Here is a 16,536-nt window from a genome sequence, read left to right as displayed (position 1 = left end):
TTTTCTTCCTTTATTGTATTCTTTGCTGCAAGAGTGTTGCAGCAAAGGGGACAGGTGAGGACTATTCCAGGTCGCCGAAGTATTTTTTGTTTTCTTCGGGTGTGATGGCGAGTTCTTTGCGCAGGTCGTCGAGCACTTCTTTGTCTCTCTTGTTGATTTTTTCCTTGAAATCGGCGAGATTCTTTTCCCACTTCTCATAGACGAGGAGTTTGGGCCATCGCTTGCAGTTGAGTTTCATTTCCTGCTTGATGGTGCCGGTGATGCCGTCGAACACTTTGGTGGCATTATTGGCAGAGATAGTCTTGTGGAGATGGTGTGAGAGGCGTTGCAGGAAGAGTTGTCGGAAGTCGCTGTTCTTGAGTAAGTTGCCTACGAGCACATTGTGTATGCCCGATTCGGAATCGCCCGGGCGGAGGTAGAATGACGCTGGCTTTGTGCCGCTGCTGGACCATGTGAGGTCGAGGTCGTAATAGACGATGTACCATTTCTTATCGCTGTTTGCATCATCGGAGCGGACATAACGTATGTTGCCTACATCGACATTGCTTGAATAGATTTCACCAATTTTCTGGTCGATGACACTGTTGATGTCAATCATCTGGCAGATGCGGTCATAGTTCTCCTTCTTCGAGAGGTCGTTGTTGCGTGCAAAGTTCATGAGTTCCGTAAACTTCGTCTTGGTGCCTTCTTCGCAGTAGCCTTTCGACATGATGATGGAGATGGAATCGTTCGTGGTGTTGAGTTTGCGTGCCACGAAATGCTTGTCTATTTTCTCGCGGATGTAGTAGAGCCCGAAGTAGGATCCGTTGATGTAGAGCGCTACGGGGCGATACTTCTGTGTGAGCAATGTGGGACATTCTGGCTGCATGAGGCTGGTGAAGAACTCGTCGCGCACCATTACTCCGCCCATGTCCTGTGAGCCGGAACGCAGTACTAAGTTTTTGAATTCAAGCGGTTGTCCGTCGCCAAAGAAGTCGTAGGTTACTTTCGATGGCCCGAACTTGTCGTTGAACTTTATTTTGAATGATTTCTTTTCCAATGTGCGTGAGAATCCGCCGAAGATGGCGAGTCCGCAGTCAGCCTGGAAACCTTCTTTGCCGTCGAAGAATTCCACATGCGCCTTTTTCCACCATTGTTTCCAATAGTTGGCACCTTCGTGGGGGTAGGGGCCACCGCCGCCCGGACCGGACACATAGATGCCGCTACGATAGTCGTAGAGGTCGTTATGGTTGACGGAAATACACATCACCGCCAGGTCGTGTTCCTGACCGATGAGATAGGTGGCTGTGGCGATGTGGCTGCTCATGCTCGTGGAGTCGCCTTCGCAGAAGGCGCGTACCACGCACGATGAGTCGATGCGGATGGCATCCTTGTAGATGGGTGAGTCCTTTGTAGGCTCACTGCCGTCGAGCGTGTAGTGTACGGTATAGCCGTGGGTGTTGATTTTCAGTTGCAGGCTTTTCTTCTCAGCATATACGCCAGGCAGTTCGCTGAATAGGGGTTTGTCGGCTATGAAGCGGTATGCCTTTGAGGTGTTGACTTCGTTGCGTGTGGGCGAGGTGAAGTAGAAAAAACCTTGTTTGCCTTCCACGCGCCCCATGGTGACGCCGTAGGGGGCATGGTGGGAGCACAGACCGTCCATAAACTGTTCGCCCTTGAGCAAGAGCACACAACAGGAGCCTTTAATCTTGAAATTCGCTTTGCCGCAATCGACAACATATCTTTCACCAGGCTGCAATGTCCGGTTAGGAAACTGCCAACGGTCTGCCTTCGTGGGCTTGGTGGTGAGGCAGTATTCCTGCAGGTTGATGGGGGTGTTGGACGTGTTCTGAAGTTCAATCCATGTTTCGTGCTTTTTCCCTTTAGCCTGAAGTTCCCAGATACGGAGCGGACTTTTGCGCTGTTTCTCAATGGTTACATTGTAGGCTTCGTAACCTTTCGCATCGTTGTCCGTACCAGGTGTCTGCATGTAACTCTTTTCGTATGAACCGTCGGTAAGTCGGCGCAGGCATTGGTCGCCATTGAGGTCGCCGAATTTCGCTTCCGACATGATGTACTTACCTTTCTTGATGAGTTGTACCACGCCATTCTTCGAACCTAATTTGAAAGAGGCATGCAATTCTTTATCCGTACTGTTTTCGGGCAGTTTTGATGCAAAGACGAGCATACATTCGCCCGGTGCCAATTCCATTTTGGGGAAATCCCATGTCAGTAGCACACCGCCCAGGCTGTCCACAACGGGGGCGTTCGCTTTGTCCTTCTTGTCTTTCTTGTCTTTCTTGTCCTTTTTGCCTTTGGCATCGGTCATGTGGTGCTTTTCAGTATTCTCGTTGGAGACACTGTCGGCAGCCTCTTCTCCTTTCTCGCCTTTCTTCTTTTTCTTGGCGCTCTTGTCTTTCGGGTATTTCACTGTGGCAAGAGCATAGTCGGCGAGGGAAATGGCCTTGTCGGACACGTTCTTTACCTCTACCCAGTCGTAGAGGTTGCCATCGGCAGCGAGCAGACCTGTCCGGTTGGATGCCATGACTTCGTTGATGACAATTTCCTTGTCGAAGTCGTCGCTGCGCGTGAGGTCGATGGTGCCTGCTTCATCGCACGAGGAAAGGAGCAGGGCAGCCAGCAAAGTCAGTGTGGAAAGGCTTATGGCCGTATGGCGTAGAGAGAAGAATGACATGGTTATATTAAAGATTGGTGATTAAAGGTATGTTCTATTAATTCTGATATTTGTTTGTATTCTTCAGATATGTTACATGTTGGTCGTTGTTATGTTTTGTTTCCGTATCTTGCTCTTTTTCACTCGGTTACGTAGCCCGCTACGCTCCCTCATTCAAAATAGCAACCTACTGAAAACAACTCTATAAAACGTCTCAACATAATTAATAGAACATACCTAAAGTTGGTCTTTGTGTGTAGGGTTTATCTCACTTCGTCGTAGTCTGCTTCTTCTTCAGCGTCCTTCGGTTCGTAGAGTTGCAGTGTGGCTGCAATCTGTTCGTCGTCCACGTCGAGGATGGTGCGTATGAACCAGTTGAGTTCTTCCTTATCCACACCGAGGCTGAGCCAGTAGTTGTAGAAACACTGTGCCAGGTTGTCGGGCTCTCCGAAGTTCTTGATGTATTTCATCATGCTGCTGATGTGGCTCCTCGGACGCAGGTTTTTCTCCGAGAGGCTCAGTGTGGAGAGTTCGAAGTCGCGGCAGAGGTCTATCTCGCTCATGCCGAGCAGTCCCTCGATGAGGAAACTCACGGCGCCGCAGCGGTCGCAGCCTATGGCGCAGTGCCAGTTCACTGCCACACCCTTCTTGAGGTATTCGCTCAGGAAGCGCAGATCTTTCACGTAAACGTACTTCTTGTCTCTCAGTCCGGCAAGTCCGGCATTGTGCGGCAGGACGAGTAGTCCCTTGTCGCTGCCCAAACGTGATTGCTTCAGGCGCGATTCGGAGCGCAGGTCGAGTTCTGCGCCTACGTTGAGGTTACCGGCAAAGTCGTGGCGCCCTTCGGGTGTGATGCGGTCGAGGCTCGCGCTGCGGTAGAGGTAGCCGTATTTGACGGGCTTGCCGTACTGTGTGGGCCAACCGCCGAGGTCGCGCACGTTGCCGCAGTTGCGCACCTGAATCATGCGCACCTGACCGATGGTGCGGAACACACCGTCGGTGCGGTATCTCACTTCGCCGCTGTTCAGTATTTCCTCAACCTTGTAGTAGTAGATACGGTTGGGGATGGTGTTGCGGATGACGAAGGAACTGACATCCTTGCTGTCGGGGTTGTGGGTAACGGAGTCGGTGAAATTCACGTTCTCGCTGACCGTGATGCGTATCTCGGCTATGTTTGCTGCCGAAGTAGAGGGTTCCCAACGTACTTCCTTGCCGTTGGGCCAATAGAGTTTCTTGCCATAGATGGCAGTCTTGTTATACTTGTTGATGACCGTCTGGGCATAGTTGGAATTCGTCTCGTAGGTCTTGTCTGCCATGTAGTCCTGCACAGCCTTGTTCTCTATGTTTATCACCTCGATATCGTCGATGTCGGTCTGTGCAAAGGCGGTTGTTGCTATAAGCGCAAAAGCAAAAAGAAAGGTTTTCTTCATTTATATCTTTTGATGTTGTGTTTTTGTTTATAGACGCATTTCTACGTGCACGCAGTTGTTCTCGTCGAGCACCAACTCGGCTATCGTGCGTATGCTTTGCTTGAAAGTGGCTACATTCGAGAGGCTGCTTTTCTCTACATCGAAGACACACAGGTTGCCCGATGCCACACAGTGGCGCGACACGCGGTGCGGCCCCACTTCCTTGATTTTCTGCGTCATACGACAGATGTTCTCTTCGTCGGAGAGGTTAGGGTTGTAGGCATTGAGCACTTGCTGACCTTCGTACTTGTAAGTCTTGCGCTGCTCGTCCATGCCGTTGCTCTTGATGTTGTTGAGCATGCAACGTGCCTGTTGCTCGGGGGTACGCGCCACGCTGCTGATGACGATGTTGCCCTGATAACCTGTCATCCTGACAATCTTGTTCACGGCAGCGCGGGGAATGTCTTTTCCGGAGATGTTGATACCGTTAGCGGAGTAGTTGATGCTAACGGCACTTGGGAAGATGCTACACAGCAGGAGTGCAACAAGGACAAGCGCCTTTTTCGTACATCGCGTGTAATGTTCTTTGCGTGATGCCATATCGAAAAAATGTAGATCCTTTTCCTTTTTTAGTGGCGAAAACTGCCCCGATGGTGCTCAAAACGAGCGCACATCGGGGCAAAGATACGAACTACTTTTGATATGGCAAAATGCAAAGTGGAACTTGCATTTTTTAACTATAGGGCAGATTACTTCCTTCCTAATGTCTATTCATAGTTTTCCAATCGCGCTTTTGTCGCTTTAAGAGATTCCCGGATTTGGCGCATCAGTATTTCTCGCGGAGGCAACTCGGTCATGTATTGTGCTACTTTGATGCCCGACTTGTCAAGTTGCAGAAGTTCTATCTGTTCTTCTCCACCTTCAGTGCAAAGCAACAACCCAAGTGGAGTTTCTTCTCCTTTCTCCATTTCGTTTTTCTCAAGCCAGCGTAGATATAGTTCCATTTGTCCTTTATATTGCGCTTTAAAGCGACCTAATTTTAAGTCGATGGCTATTAAACGATGTAAACGACGATGATAAAATAGTAAGTCGAGATAGAAGTCCTCTCCGTCAATAATCATTCTTTTCTGCCTGGCAATAAAACTGAAACCATTACCCAACTCAATGATAAATTGTTCTAAATGAGCGACAAGGCTTTCCTCCAGGTCCTTTTCGCTATACATTCCTGTTAAGCCTGTGAACTCCAGAAAGTAAGGACTCTTAAATATAAGGTCTGGACTTATCTTGTTGTTATCTCGCAAATTAGATAGTTCTTTCTTGATGTATTCTTCGGGTTTGTCGCTGATGGCAGTGCGCTCGAAGAGCATGCTGTCTATCTCCTTGCGAAGTCGATTCCGTCCCCATCTTTCAGAGGCAGCCAAAGTGATGTAAAATTCACGTTGAATGTCGTTCTTGATATGTAAAACCTCTATAAAATGGGACCAAGTCAATTGTGTCGCCACCTGCGACACAATTTGTTCTTCAGGGAAAAGTGTAGCAAACTGCATCATTCTCCTGATGTTTCGTGTCTCAAACCCTTTCTTCCCATACTCAACTTGTAATTGTTGTGAAAGCGATTCGATAATTTGTTTTCCATATTCTGCACGCTTTTTGTCAAGTATGTCTCTATTTATTCTCTCTCCTATATGCCAATACATCATTGTCAACTCATAGTTGGCTGTGGCGGCAATATGGTTTCGCGCCTGCTCAATAATCTGGCGCAAATCCAAAATCAACGTTCGCGAAAGTACTTTTCCGAAGTTTTCTATACTATTTTTATTCATTATTGAGGCGTGGCAGGGAGAACACTACTTTATTTTCTTCAGCGCTGCTTTGGCCTCTTCTATGCCGTTTTTCTTGGCGAGTTTGAAGAGTTCTTTGGCTTTTTTCTTATCCTTTGCCACACCTGTGCCGTCGTAGTAGCAGCAAGCGAGGTTGTACTGCGATGCGCCGTGTCCCAGTTTTGCGCCCTTTTCGTAGTATTCCACAGCCTTGTAGTAGTCCTGTGGCACGTTGGTACCCGTTTCGTAGCACACACCCATGTTGTATATGGCTTGAATATCGCCCAATGCAGCGGCTTTCTTGTAGAGTTCCACTGCTTTCTCCACGTTGGGGCCGCCTACGCCGCGTCCCCATTCGTAGCACACGGCGAGGTTGTGCATGGCGCGGTGGTCGCCTTGGTCGGCAGCCAATTTATACCACTTCACGGCCTCGATGTAGTTCTGCTCCACGCTGATACCTTCGGCATAGTAGTAGCCTACGTTCCATTGTGCCACGGCATAGCCTTGTTTGGCAGATTTCATGTACCATTCGAGGGCTTCGGCATAATGTTGCCCTACGAACCAGCCTTTCTCGTAGCAGTAGCCCAGGTTGTACTGTGCCTCGGGGTCGCCTTGCTGCGCTTTATATTTGAGGGCAGCAAACTGTGCTTCTGTGGGCTTAATCTGAGCCAAAAGCATCGTAGGCAGTGCCACTGCCAACAATAATAATAAGATGATTTTTTTCATGGTGTCTGTTTTTTAGTTTTTACAATGTTTTCGCAAAGGTATGTTTTTTTTTGAAATAGATAGTTATAGCAGCTATAGAAACTATAGAAACTATAGATACTATAGCGGTTGTAGCAGCCCTGTACTCTCTGCCATTATCTCCTCAAATTTCCGGTGCAAGATGTCTTCGTTGCGGATGATTTTTCGCAGTTCCTCGAGTTTTGCTACGTTATCGCTATCGCTAATCCAGAGTTTCAGATAGCCGCCGTCGCCGTATTTTTCGCGGAGGTGGGCACACATGCGCTCGAAGTGCTCTTCGCGACTCATGTCGGGATAGTGCGTCAGTCCGTATTGCACTGTGCGGCGTATCACCGTGTCGGCATCAATCTGTCGGTCGGCTTCTGCCACTATGCGGCCGTAGATGCTGCGGGGTGGGTGAGTGGCACTGGCGCGGTGGTCCTCCACAGCCTCTGCCATCACGCGCAGTTGCTCCTCGCTGAACCAACGGCGGAGCACCTCGTCGGAGAGCAGGATGCGCGCACTCGCTAAGTGGTGCATCTCGCGTCCCTCCGACAGCCCCACGTCGTGGTATGCTGCAATGACGTAAGCCATCTGCTCATCGGCACCGCAAGAACGGGCATATCGCAGGCTGGCTGCTATCACCGCATCAGCATGGTCAAGACGGTGTGCTGCATCAAAGTGCGCATACTGCGGCAGGATGTTCGCCTCTATGTGTTTTTTCAGTTCGGGATAATCCATGAGGGGACAGGAATGGTGCCATTGGTGCAAAAATAAGCATTTTTTCTGGTTTATTTGAAGTTCAGGTAAATCACTGTTCAATATTTTTTGCCACAATTTTGAAAAAAACATAACTTTGCATTTGTAATAAAGCATAACGGACAAGGATGAACAAGAAACTCCTTTTATTGATGGTCTTTTTGGCAGGCGTGGCAGTGCAGGCACAGACGGTGTATTCGCTCAGTGAGTGTCGCGAGATGGCATTGCGCAACAACAAGACGCTTGCCATCAGCCGCGAGGAGGTGAACAAAGCCACCTACGAGCGCGAGGCGGCTGAGACGAACAAACTGCCGAAGGTGTCGGGCAGTGTGTCATACGTCAGGCTGGGGCGCGAGATTTCGCTCTTGAGCAACGATCAGAAGAATGCGCTGTCGAACCTCGGAACGAATGTGTATAACGCCATGAGCGCCAATATGGGCAACTTCTCGCAGGCGGTGCAGCCTATCATCGAGAAATATCCCGAATTTACGAACCTGCTCACACAATTTTCCGGACAGGGACTCGCCGGAGCCGATGCACTCAATGCTGCAGGTCAGCGCGTGGTGGATGCCTTTGACTCCGACAACCGCAACATGGGCGGTGCCATGCTGATACTAAAACAGCCGCTCTACATGGGCGGAAAAATCATGGCATACGAGCGCATTACGAAATATCTCGAGCAACTCAGCGGCGAGAAACTGCGACTTGAGGAACAAGAAATACTGCTTGATGTGGACAAGGCATATTGGCAGGTGGTGTCGCTCGTGAGCAAGAAGCAACTCGCCGACGACTACCTCGGTATGCTCCAGCACTTGGAACACGACGTGGACCTCATGCTCAAGAATGGTGTGGCAACAAAAGCCAACCTGCTCACGGTGAATGTAAAAGTGAACGAGGCGGAGATGATGCAGACAAAGGTAGAGGACGGCCTGTCGCTCTCGCGCATGTTGCTGTGCCAACTCATAGGCCTGCCGCTCAACGCGCCCATCGTGCTCGAAGACGAAAATCTCGATAACATACCCATTGAGAACGCAGAAACACAGGTTAATATAGAAACGGCATTTGCCAACCGCCCGGAAATTCAGCAGTTGGAACTCGCTACGAACATCTACAAGGAAAAAGTCAACATTCAGCGTTCCGACTATCTGCCGCACGTGGCGCTCATTGGTGGTGCGGGTCTCACCACACCATCGCTCTACAACGGTTTTGAGAGCAAACTGCGCGGCAACTGGGCGCTCGGCATTACGTGCACTATGCCCATCTGGAACTGGGGCGAGGGACGCAGCAAGATAAAGGCGGCAAAGGCTGAGGCGAAGATACAGGAGTACAGACTCGACGAAGCGAAGGAAAAAATAGAACTGCAAGTGAATCAGTCCACTTTCCGCCTCAACGAAGCCAATAAGCGCCTGAAACTGAGCAAAAAGAACATGGAGAAAGCCGCCGAAAACCTCCGCATTGCCAATCTGGGCCACCGCGAAGGCGTCATTGCCACAAGCGATGTGCTCGCTGCCCACACGGCATGGATGCAGGCTAAAAGCGACATCATCGATGCACAGATAGAAGTGCGCCTGGCACATGCCGTGCTCGACAAGTCGCTCGGACTTACAAACATGGACTATTAACAGAATAATACAACTTTCTTAAGTTATCGAAGTTAATGAAGTTAATGAAGTTAGCGAAGTTAGCGACGATACTTTAGACCGATAAATAACAGAGAGGAAAAAGATTTTCGAAGTTAAAGAAGTTAACGAAGTTAATGAAGTTAATGACGATACGTTGGACAAATAAATCAGCATAACGAAATGTCGTTAACTTCAAGCGCAGCGATAACTTCAATAACTTCGTTAAATTCAAAGAAAAAGAGGTAATATATATAATATGGCTAAGAAGAAAAATATAGAAAACCGCCCCAACATATTCCTGCCGCTCATCATCTTTGCCGGCATTATCGGGCTCGTGGCAGCAGGCAGTTATTTCGCCTTCCGCGAACAGACAGAGACCATTCAGGGACAGGCTGACGTGACGGAATACCGCGTGTCGAGCAAGGTGCCGTCGCGTGTGATGGAACTGCGTGTGAAGGCGGGCGACATTGTTCATGCGGGCGATGTGCTAGCCGTGATGGAAGCGCCTGAAGTGGAAGCGAAACAGGCACAGGCAGAAGCCGCCGTGGAAGCCGCACAAGCCGTGGAAAACAAAGCCGACAACGGTGCACGTGAAGAACAGATTCGCGGTGCAAAGGAACTTTGGGAAAAGTCGAAGGTGGGCGTTGACATTGCGCAAAAGTCGTTTCAGCGCATGGACAACCTCTTCAACGAAGGCGTCGTGACCGAGCAGAAGCGCGACGAAGTGAAAGCAAAACTCGATGCCGCCATCGCCGACGAACGTGCCGCTAAGTCGCAATATGACATGGCGGTGAATGGTGCCCGACAGGAAGACAAAGCCGCCGCCCATGCGCAAGTGAAGCGGGCTCGCGGTGCTGTGCAGGAAGTGCAGTCGTACAAGCGCGAAACCATCCTGCGCGCCACGCAGGACGGCGAAGTAACCGACGTCTTCCCCTCTGTAGGCGAACTCGTAGGCACGGGGGCACCGATCATGAACGTGGCGTTGATGAACGACATTTGGGTAACTTTCAATGTGCGTGAAGACCACCTGTCCAAGTTCAGTATCAACAAGATAGTGGAAGCCACCGTCCCGGCACTCGGAGAAAAGGCATACAAGTTCAAGGTGTTCTACATGAAGGACCTTGGCAGTTATGCTGCATGGAAAGCCACGAAAACCACCGGGCAATACGACATGAAGACCTTTGAAGTGAAAGCAAAGCCCATCGAAAAGATAGAAGGCTTGCGTCCGGGCATGTCGGTGTTGCTGAAATAAATGCCTGGTCCCGCAAAGAAACTCAACTTCCTGAAGTTATCGGGAATTAAAGAAGTTATCGGGAATTAAAGAAGTTAAACGAAGTTAGAGAAGTTAACGAAGTTAGAGAAGTTAACGAAGTTAGAGAAGTTAACGAAGTTAGCGACGATACCTTGGAACGATAAATAACAAAAGAAGAAGAAAAAAATAGAAGATAACATCAGCATTAGTACCGTCGTTAACTTCGAGCGAAGCGCTAACTCCGTTAACTTCGATAACTTCAAAGAGAAAGAGGTAATGTCGTTAACTTCGAGCGAAGCGCTAACTTCAATAACTTCGCTAACTTCAAAGAAAAAGAAGTATCATCGTTAACTTCAAGCATGTGAAACTTGCGAAACCTGAAAAAAATATATGTCGGAGAAGAAGAAATCATCTGCCATCATGTCGTACCTGCGGCTCTTCGTGCGTGAGTTCAAGCGCATGGCGAGCAGGCCCGTCTATTGGTTCGTCATGGTCTTCGCTCCGCTTTTCACATTTTTCTTTTTCCTCACACTGATGGGCGAAGGTCTGCCCGAAGACTTGCCTGTGGGGCTTGTGGACTTGGACAACACAACCACTTCGCGCAGTATCGTGCGCAATCTTGATGCTTTCCAGCAGACAAAAATCACGGCGAAATATGCCAACGTAACAGATGCTCGGCGTGCCATGCAGCGCGGTGAGATATATGCCTTCTTCTACATTCCCCAAGGCACCACGCACAAGGCGAACCGGCAGGAGCAACCCACCATCTCGCTCTATGTCAACTATAGTTACCTCATCGCCGGCTCGCTCACCTATCGCGACATGCGCATGATGTCAGAACTCGCATCGGGTGCTGCAGCGCGGAAGGTGCTTCTGGCGAAAGGTGCCACAGAGAGCCAGGCGATGGCATTCCTGCAGCCCATCGTTGTCGATACCCATGCCATCAACAACCCTTGGCTCAACTACAATGTTTATCTCTGCAACACGCTGCTGCCGGGTATTCTCATACTCTGCGTGTCGCTGTTGACCGCATACGGCATAGGAACAGAAATCAAGGACGGCACTGCCCGCGAATGGCTCAGCACAGCCAACGACAGCATAAAACGCGCCGTATTCGTAAAGTTCGTGCCGCAGTTCATCGTGTTTGCCCTCGTGGGCGCCATACTCATTCTATTGCTCTATGGCTACCTCCGTTTCCCTTGTCATTGTGGCATACCCACCATGCTGCTCGCCATGCTGTTGCTCGTACTGGCAGGGCAGGGGCTCGGACTGTTCTTCTTCGCCATCTTCCCCTCGTTGCGTATGTCGATGAGTATGGCTGCACTCTGGGGCGTACTTTCGTTCAGTGTATGCGGCATGTCGTTCCCCGTGATGGGAATGCACCCTGCCATACAGGGGCTGACGTGGCTCTTCCCGCTACGCCACTATTTTCTGATCTACGTCAATTCGGCTCTGAATGGCTACCCTATACAGTATGCCTGGACAAACGTAATTTGCCTGCTCGCTTTTGCCATGTTGCCCATGCTGCTCATGCCGCGACTTAAGCATAATGTGCTGACCTACGACTACGCACCATAAAACCTAAACCCACCAACCATGCCCAAGACTGAGAAAAATAAAAAGCGCACAGCCAATAAGTATCTGCTCTATTGGCAAGAAGCGTTCCGCGACTGGTGGTTCTTGCTGCGTCGCGAGATGGGGATGGTGTTCAAGGACGAAGGTGTGATGCTGTTTTTCCTCGTGGTGCCTATCTTCTATCCCATCGTTTATTCGATGATCTACACTTCGGAAACCATACGCGAAGTGCCTGCGGTAGTGGTGGACGACAGCCGTTCGGCACTGAGCCGTGAATACATCCGCAAGGTGGATGCCACAGCAGAACTGCACATCATTTCCTACTGTGCCAATATGCAGGAAGCAAGGGAAATCATGCGACAACGCGAAGCATACGGCATTATCTACATACCACGCAATTTCGTCAAAGACATAGCGCAGGGCAAACAGACACACGTAAACATCTTCTGCGACATGAGCGGACTCCTTTACTATAAGGCGATGCTTATGGCGAATACGAACGTGTCGCTCAATATAAACGCCGACATCAAGAAACAACTCGCACAGAATACCACGAACCGGCAGGACGAAGTAACTATAAAGCCCATTGCGTCGGAAGACATCAACCTCTATAACCCGCAGGCGGGCATTGCAAGTTTTCTCCTCCCGGGTGTGCTCGTGCTGATTATCCAACAGACATTGCTGCTCGGCATAGCCATGATGGCAGGAACGTCGCGCGAGCGCAACAGACTCCACGAACTCATACCAGTAGGGCGCCACAACCATGGTCTGCTCCGCATAGTGTTGGCGAAAACGTCCGTCTATCTGACGATTTATGTCGTGCAGTCGGTGTTCTGCTTCGGTGTGGTGCCGCGCATCTTCTCGCTGCCGCAGATAGGCAACCCCGTCACATTGGTGTTCTTCTTCCTCCCGTTCCTGCTCGCCGTTATCTTCTTCGGTATGACCGTCAGTGCAGTCGTACGAGAGCGCGAAAATGGCGTGCTCATTTTCGTGTTCACCAGTGTGATACTCATCTTCATCAGCGGACTTTCCTGGCCATCGGCTGCCATACCGGGCTATTGGAAACTCTTCTCCTATATCTTCCCCTCCACTTTCGCCATCAACGGCTACGTACACATCAACAACATGGGTGCCTCACTGCTCGATGTGCGCAAGGAATGGGACGCCCTGTGGCTGCAGGCAGCCTTCTACTTCTTCACCTGCTGCCTCTCTTACCGCTACAAAATACTCGCCGCCCGCATACGCACCTATAAGGACTACAGGGTGAGGAGGAAAGTTGAGAGTTGATAGTTGGCGGTTTTCTAATCAGATTATTCAGAATAGTTAGAACAAGAAGTGTTTTTTTTGACATTTTTGGAATATAATCCAAAAAAGTCGCGACATTTTCGGATTATAATCCAAAAAAGTATTGCTTTTTTTGGAATAGTCTCTTTCCCGAAGTCATTTATGGAAGCCTATCCCGTATCTCAGACCTTTGTAATTACTCCGGAAAACTATACAGAGTTTCTGCTTTAGGTAAATTCTGATTCAAATCCGTTAAAACAGATTTAAACCTCCTGCGCCAAAAACTCTCTAAAAGACACGACGAGGCAGATTGCGCGTTGCGTTTGGCTGTTTACGGCAGAATAATGCTAACAAAACTTAAAATTGCTAATAAATTTTAAAAAGTTTCAGCCGCCGCGCAGATGTGCGTAACTTCGCTGCCACAAATGCAAACTAAAAAAGGAATAAAAACAAGACATAAACGAAAAGACATTATGAAACGTAATCTTTTTACATTTGCCATTGCAGCCGTACTGATGCTGATGAGCACCAGTTGTGTTACCAAGAAACAATACGTGGGGCTGCAGAACAATTACGACAGTCTGCGCACACGCTACGGTACGCTCCGAGGCGACTACAACAGCCTGCAGAGCGACTATAACGATGCAAAAGTGGCACTCGCCGAGGCACGCACACAGAACAAGAGCCTCGAAGAACGACTGGCAGACGAACAGGCACGCAACAAGGAACTCAAGGAGCAGTATGCTGCACTCATGGGGTCCTACGACACGAACCTCAAGCAGGGTAGTGTGAACATCGAAAAACTCGTGAACGAAATCAACGCCTCCAACCAGTACATACGCAAACTGGTTGACGCTAAGACCAAAAGTGACTCTCTGAACCAAGCCCTGACGAACAAATTGACACGTTCGCTCACACGCGAAGAGATGCTCGATGTGAATGTGCAAGTGCTCAAGGGTGTGGTTTACATCTCTTTGGCTGACAACATGCTCTACAAGAGTGGTTCGTACGAAATTGGTGAACGTGCTGGCGAAACACTGATGAAGATTGCCAAGATTATCACCGACTATAAGGACTACGAAGTGCTCGTGGAAGGTAACACCGACAATGTGCCCATCAGCCGCGAGAACATCCGCAACAACTGGGACCTCTCAGCACTGCGCGCATCGAGTGTGGTACAGGAACTCCAGAACAAGTACGGCGTAGATCCCAAGCGACTCTCAGCAGCCGGACGTGGCGAATATAACCCTATCGCTACTAACGACACAGAGAACGGCAAGCAGCGCAACCGCCGCACACAGATCATCATCACACCGAAGCTCGACCAATTCATGGACCTCATCGAGCAGGCACCAGAATAAGCCGAAAAAGGAATAGAATCAAAAATAGTTTTTTAGTTGAGTAATGAGTGAGCCCCCAGCGATGGGGGCTTTTTTTAATTTAAATGTTGTGACAACCTATTTCTGCGTCAATTTTTTGAGTCGCTCGTTGAGGCGTGCTTTTTGTCGTTTGAGTTTTTCAACCTTTTCGTTTAGGCGTTCTATTTCCATATCCCAAAGGTTGGCTATCTGGCTGGATGTGTCGCGGTCCTCTGCGCCGAGTAGTGCATTTTCGTCGAGTGCTTTGAGGGCATTGATTACTTCAACCACAGTGCTAAACTCCACGCGCCTCGCCCTCTCGCCAAGAGCAGAATCTTCTGCAGCGATGATGAGCCATGCCTCTTCGCTAAAAGAGCGCACATATTCAAAGAAAGCGTGAATCACAGCGTGTTCGTCTCTGCGAAAATCGGAAATGCTGTGTTGTGCAGGATTGACGCTGCGGAGCATGAACATCAGTTCCACATTCCGCTTCACCTCAATAGCAAGAGCTCGAGAAGTTTCGATGCCGTTAATCCATCCATACACCCATATCTTGAGCAGGGCAGCAAGGGGTGTGGCAGGGCGTCCGCGATGGTTGCCACCTTTGGTGTAAAGTGCCTCCACATCGGGGGCATCAGCAAACTTATCGACCATCACATCGATGACGCGCGCCTTGTTGTCGCGGTCGAGAAGTCCTTCGAAATTCACCGTCTGCGACAGCACACCACTCACTGGCTGCATTTCTTGTAATTCAGTCATATTCATGGTATTTGGTGGGGCAAAGATAGCACTTTAGAATGAAAATCAGGAGATTTTAGAGATGATGATGTCTCCTAAATCTCCTGTTTTTTTCTATTGATTCTATTTTTTTAGTGCTTCTATAAAGAGGTCTATTTTTTCTTTTGTTACGTGCTGCATCACCACGATGTGTGCCAGTTCGCCTCCGAAGCGTTCATCGTAGCCATGAGCGAGATTGAAGTGTTTCACGATTTCTGGCGATGGACGGCGGAAGAAAACGGTGTTGCTGTATGTGTTCTTCCAGCACGGATAATTCATTTTGTCGAGTTGTGCTTTGAGATAATCGGCGCAGTCGAGCATTTGCGTGGCTTGTTTCGACCAGTTGTCGCGTCCAATGGTCTTGATGAGCCACCAGAACTTGATGGGTTGTACAGCATCGCGCGAGCAGTTGATCATGCGCATATTGCCGTTGAGATAAGTGACGTTGAAATTATTCTGGTTGTCGTAGGTTTCGCGTGTGCAAAGGAAGAGTCCAGAAGGACTATCAATGCCGAAGAATTTATGTCCGCTGATGGCTATGGACTGATAGCGCATCTTCTTGCAACTCACCATGTCGCGATACTTTGTAAAGGGCAGATAGCCACCGAAGAGTGCTGCATCGATGTGTCGATACACTTTCATCTGTGGATATTTATCGAGCACGGCGTTAAGGGCTTCTTGGTCGTCGATGGCACCTTTGAATGTGGAGCCCATGGCATATATCATGAGTGCTGGGCGCGATGGGTCGAGCACGTTTTCGAGTTCTTCAGGAATCATGCGTCCCATGTCGTCGCTCTTCACGATGCGTACATCAAGGTTTTGCAAGTCGCAGAGTCGCAGGTTGGAATAGTGTGCCTCATCGGAGACATAAACGATGGGCTTCAATCCAGTTGTGTTATACAGGTATTTTGCACCGAAGTAGATGCCGTGGTTATTGCCGTCGGTACCGCTATGCGTCACGATGCCCCAAACATTGTCCTTCTTAAAGTCGTAGAGCGGTGCAAAAAATTCGATGACTTCGCGTTCGAAGCGTTGCGACGACATACTGTTAGGATGGTCGGTCATGGGGTCGCCTGCATTGTTCATGTTCACCTCACACATGCCCGATGACACGTACCACTCATAGAAACCTTGCAAAGGGGATTGTTCGTTGGCAGGATAGCCAAAGAAGGTTTTCTGTTCCTCTTTGGTTTGCTTAGCCCATTCGTCTAATTCTTTGAAACCAGAACTTTGTGCCAGAAGCGCTAACGACACTGAAAACAGCGTTGCTAAGAAGAAAAATCTTTTTTTCATGATATTAAAAA

13 protein-coding genes are annotated in these 16,536 nt (G+C 49.3%); 5 read left to right on the top strand and 8 right to left on the bottom strand.

Features of this window, described 5'->3' with window-relative positions:
- Window positions 1–61 precede the first annotated feature (61 nt).
- The 6 genes from C7Y71_RS04120 to C7Y71_RS04095 all read right to left on the bottom strand — a co-directional run bounded on the left by C7Y71_RS04120 (window position 62) and on the right by C7Y71_RS04095 (window position 7,346).
- Window positions 62–2,674: a CotH kinase family protein gene (locus C7Y71_RS04120; protein WP_111898454.1), complete on the bottom strand. Its 2,613-nt coding sequence runs from the start codon at window positions 2,672–2,674 to the stop codon at window positions 62–64.
- A 242-nt stretch (window positions 2,675–2,916) separates the two neighbouring features.
- Window positions 2,917–4,083: a tyrosine-protein phosphatase gene (locus C7Y71_RS04115; RefSeq protein WP_111898453.1), complete on the bottom strand. Its 1,167-nt coding sequence runs from the start codon at window positions 4,081–4,083 to the stop codon at window positions 2,917–2,919.
- Between the two features lie 27 nt (window positions 4,084–4,110).
- The gene (locus C7Y71_RS04110; protein ID WP_111898452.1) at window positions 4,111–4,662 is read right to left on the bottom strand and encodes a hypothetical protein; all 552 of its coding nucleotides are present in this window, start codon (window positions 4,660–4,662) and stop codon (window positions 4,111–4,113) included.
- Between the two features lie 167 nt (window positions 4,663–4,829).
- On the bottom strand, window positions 4,830–5,885 hold the full coding sequence (locus C7Y71_RS04105) for a PDDEXK nuclease domain-containing protein (RefSeq protein WP_111898451.1): 1,056 nt from the start codon (window positions 5,883–5,885) through the stop codon (window positions 4,830–4,832).
- A 24-nt stretch (window positions 5,886–5,909) separates the two neighbouring features.
- Entirely contained in the window at window positions 5,910–6,608 is a 699-nt protein-coding gene (locus tag C7Y71_RS04100) for a tetratricopeptide repeat protein (RefSeq protein ID WP_111898450.1), read from the bottom strand.
- A gap of 99 nt (window positions 6,609–6,707) precedes the next feature.
- Complete coding sequence (locus tag C7Y71_RS04095) at window positions 6,708–7,346, bottom strand: HD domain-containing protein (RefSeq protein WP_111898449.1); 639 nt, start codon at window positions 7,344–7,346, stop codon at window positions 6,708–6,710.
- Between the two features lie 146 nt (window positions 7,347–7,492).
- Here C7Y71_RS04095 and C7Y71_RS04090 point away from each other — a divergent pair, with 146 nt between their 5' ends.
- The 5 genes from C7Y71_RS04090 to C7Y71_RS04070 all read left to right on the top strand — a co-directional run bounded on the left by C7Y71_RS04090 (window position 7,493) and on the right by C7Y71_RS04070 (window position 14,458).
- The gene (locus C7Y71_RS04090; protein ID WP_111898448.1) at window positions 7,493–8,986 is read left to right on the top strand and encodes a TolC family protein; all 1,494 of its coding nucleotides are present in this window, start codon (window positions 7,493–7,495) and stop codon (window positions 8,984–8,986) included.
- Between the two features lie 256 nt (window positions 8,987–9,242).
- On the top strand, window positions 9,243–10,238 hold the full coding sequence (locus C7Y71_RS04085; RefSeq protein WP_111898447.1) for an HlyD family secretion protein: 996 nt from the start codon (window positions 9,243–9,245) through the stop codon (window positions 10,236–10,238).
- Between the two features lie 390 nt (window positions 10,239–10,628).
- Complete coding sequence (locus tag C7Y71_RS04080; RefSeq protein ID WP_111898446.1) at window positions 10,629–11,816, top strand: ABC transporter permease; 1,188 nt, start codon at window positions 10,629–10,631, stop codon at window positions 11,814–11,816.
- A gap of 18 nt (window positions 11,817–11,834) precedes the next feature.
- A complete protein-coding gene (locus tag C7Y71_RS04075; RefSeq protein WP_226943551.1) occupies window positions 11,835–13,100 on the top strand; it encodes an ABC transporter permease in 1,266 nt (421 codons plus the stop codon).
- Between the two features lie 470 nt (window positions 13,101–13,570).
- Window positions 13,571–14,458, top strand: a complete 888-nt coding sequence (locus C7Y71_RS04070) for an OmpA/MotB family protein (protein WP_111898516.1) — start codon at window positions 13,571–13,573, stop codon at window positions 14,456–14,458.
- 96 nt (window positions 14,459–14,554) lie between these two features.
- Here the strand turns inward: C7Y71_RS04070 and C7Y71_RS04065 are convergent, their stop codons facing one another.
- Entirely contained in the window at window positions 14,555–15,214 is a 660-nt protein-coding gene (locus C7Y71_RS04065) for a transposase (protein ID WP_193215963.1), read from the bottom strand.
- Between the two features lie 102 nt (window positions 15,215–15,316).
- Window positions 15,317–16,525 (bottom strand): aminotransferase class V-fold PLP-dependent enzyme, encoded by a 1,209-nt coding sequence (locus C7Y71_RS04060; RefSeq protein ID WP_111898444.1) that lies wholly within the window; start codon window positions 16,523–16,525, stop codon window positions 15,317–15,319.
- Window positions 16,526–16,536: the final 11 nt, after the last annotated feature.

Source organism: Pseudoprevotella muciniphila, from assembly GCF_003265305.2.
Taxonomy (GTDB): domain Bacteria; phylum Bacteroidota; class Bacteroidia; order Bacteroidales; family Bacteroidaceae; genus Alloprevotella; species Alloprevotella muciniphila.
The sequence above is the reverse complement of the archived record's forward strand: the minus strand, read 5'-3'. Positions and strand labels throughout refer to the sequence as shown.

Excerpts from the sequence above, each read along its gene's own strand:
- C7Y71_RS04070 (WP_111898516.1), top strand. The coding sequence starts at position 13,571 with ATGAAACGTAATCTTTTTACATTTGCCATTGCAGCCGTACTGATGCTG.
- C7Y71_RS04065 (WP_193215963.1), bottom strand. The coding sequence starts at position 15,214 with ATGACTGAATTACAAGAAATGCAGCCAGTGAGTGGTGTGCTGTCGCAG.
- C7Y71_RS04075 (WP_226943551.1), top strand. The coding sequence starts at position 11,835 with ATGCCCAAGACTGAGAAAAATAAAAAGCGCACAGCCAATAAGTATCTG.
- C7Y71_RS04095 (WP_111898449.1), bottom strand. The coding sequence starts at position 7,346 with ATGGATTATCCCGAACTGAAAAAACACATAGAGGCGAACATCCTGCCG.
- C7Y71_RS04090 (WP_111898448.1), top strand. The coding sequence starts at position 7,493 with ATGAACAAGAAACTCCTTTTATTGATGGTCTTTTTGGCAGGCGTGGCA.
- C7Y71_RS04105 (WP_111898451.1), bottom strand. The coding sequence starts at position 5,885 with ATGAATAAAAATAGTATAGAAAACTTCGGAAAAGTACTTTCGCGAACG.
- C7Y71_RS04100 (WP_111898450.1), bottom strand. The coding sequence starts at position 6,608 with ATGAAAAAAATCATCTTATTATTATTGTTGGCAGTGGCACTGCCTACG.
- C7Y71_RS04080 (WP_111898446.1), top strand. The coding sequence starts at position 10,629 with ATGTCGGAGAAGAAGAAATCATCTGCCATCATGTCGTACCTGCGGCTC.
- C7Y71_RS04085 (WP_111898447.1), top strand. The coding sequence starts at position 9,243 with ATGGCTAAGAAGAAAAATATAGAAAACCGCCCCAACATATTCCTGCCG.
- C7Y71_RS04060 (WP_111898444.1), bottom strand. The coding sequence starts at position 16,525 with ATGAAAAAAAGATTTTTCTTCTTAGCAACGCTGTTTTCAGTGTCGTTA.
- C7Y71_RS04115 (WP_111898453.1), bottom strand. The coding sequence starts at position 4,083 with ATGAAGAAAACCTTTCTTTTTGCTTTTGCGCTTATAGCAACAACCGCC.
- C7Y71_RS04110 (WP_111898452.1), bottom strand. The coding sequence starts at position 4,662 with ATGGCATCACGCAAAGAACATTACACGCGATGTACGAAAAAGGCGCTT.
- C7Y71_RS04120 (WP_111898454.1), bottom strand. The coding sequence starts at position 2,674 with ATGTCATTCTTCTCTCTACGCCATACGGCCATAAGCCTTTCCACACTG.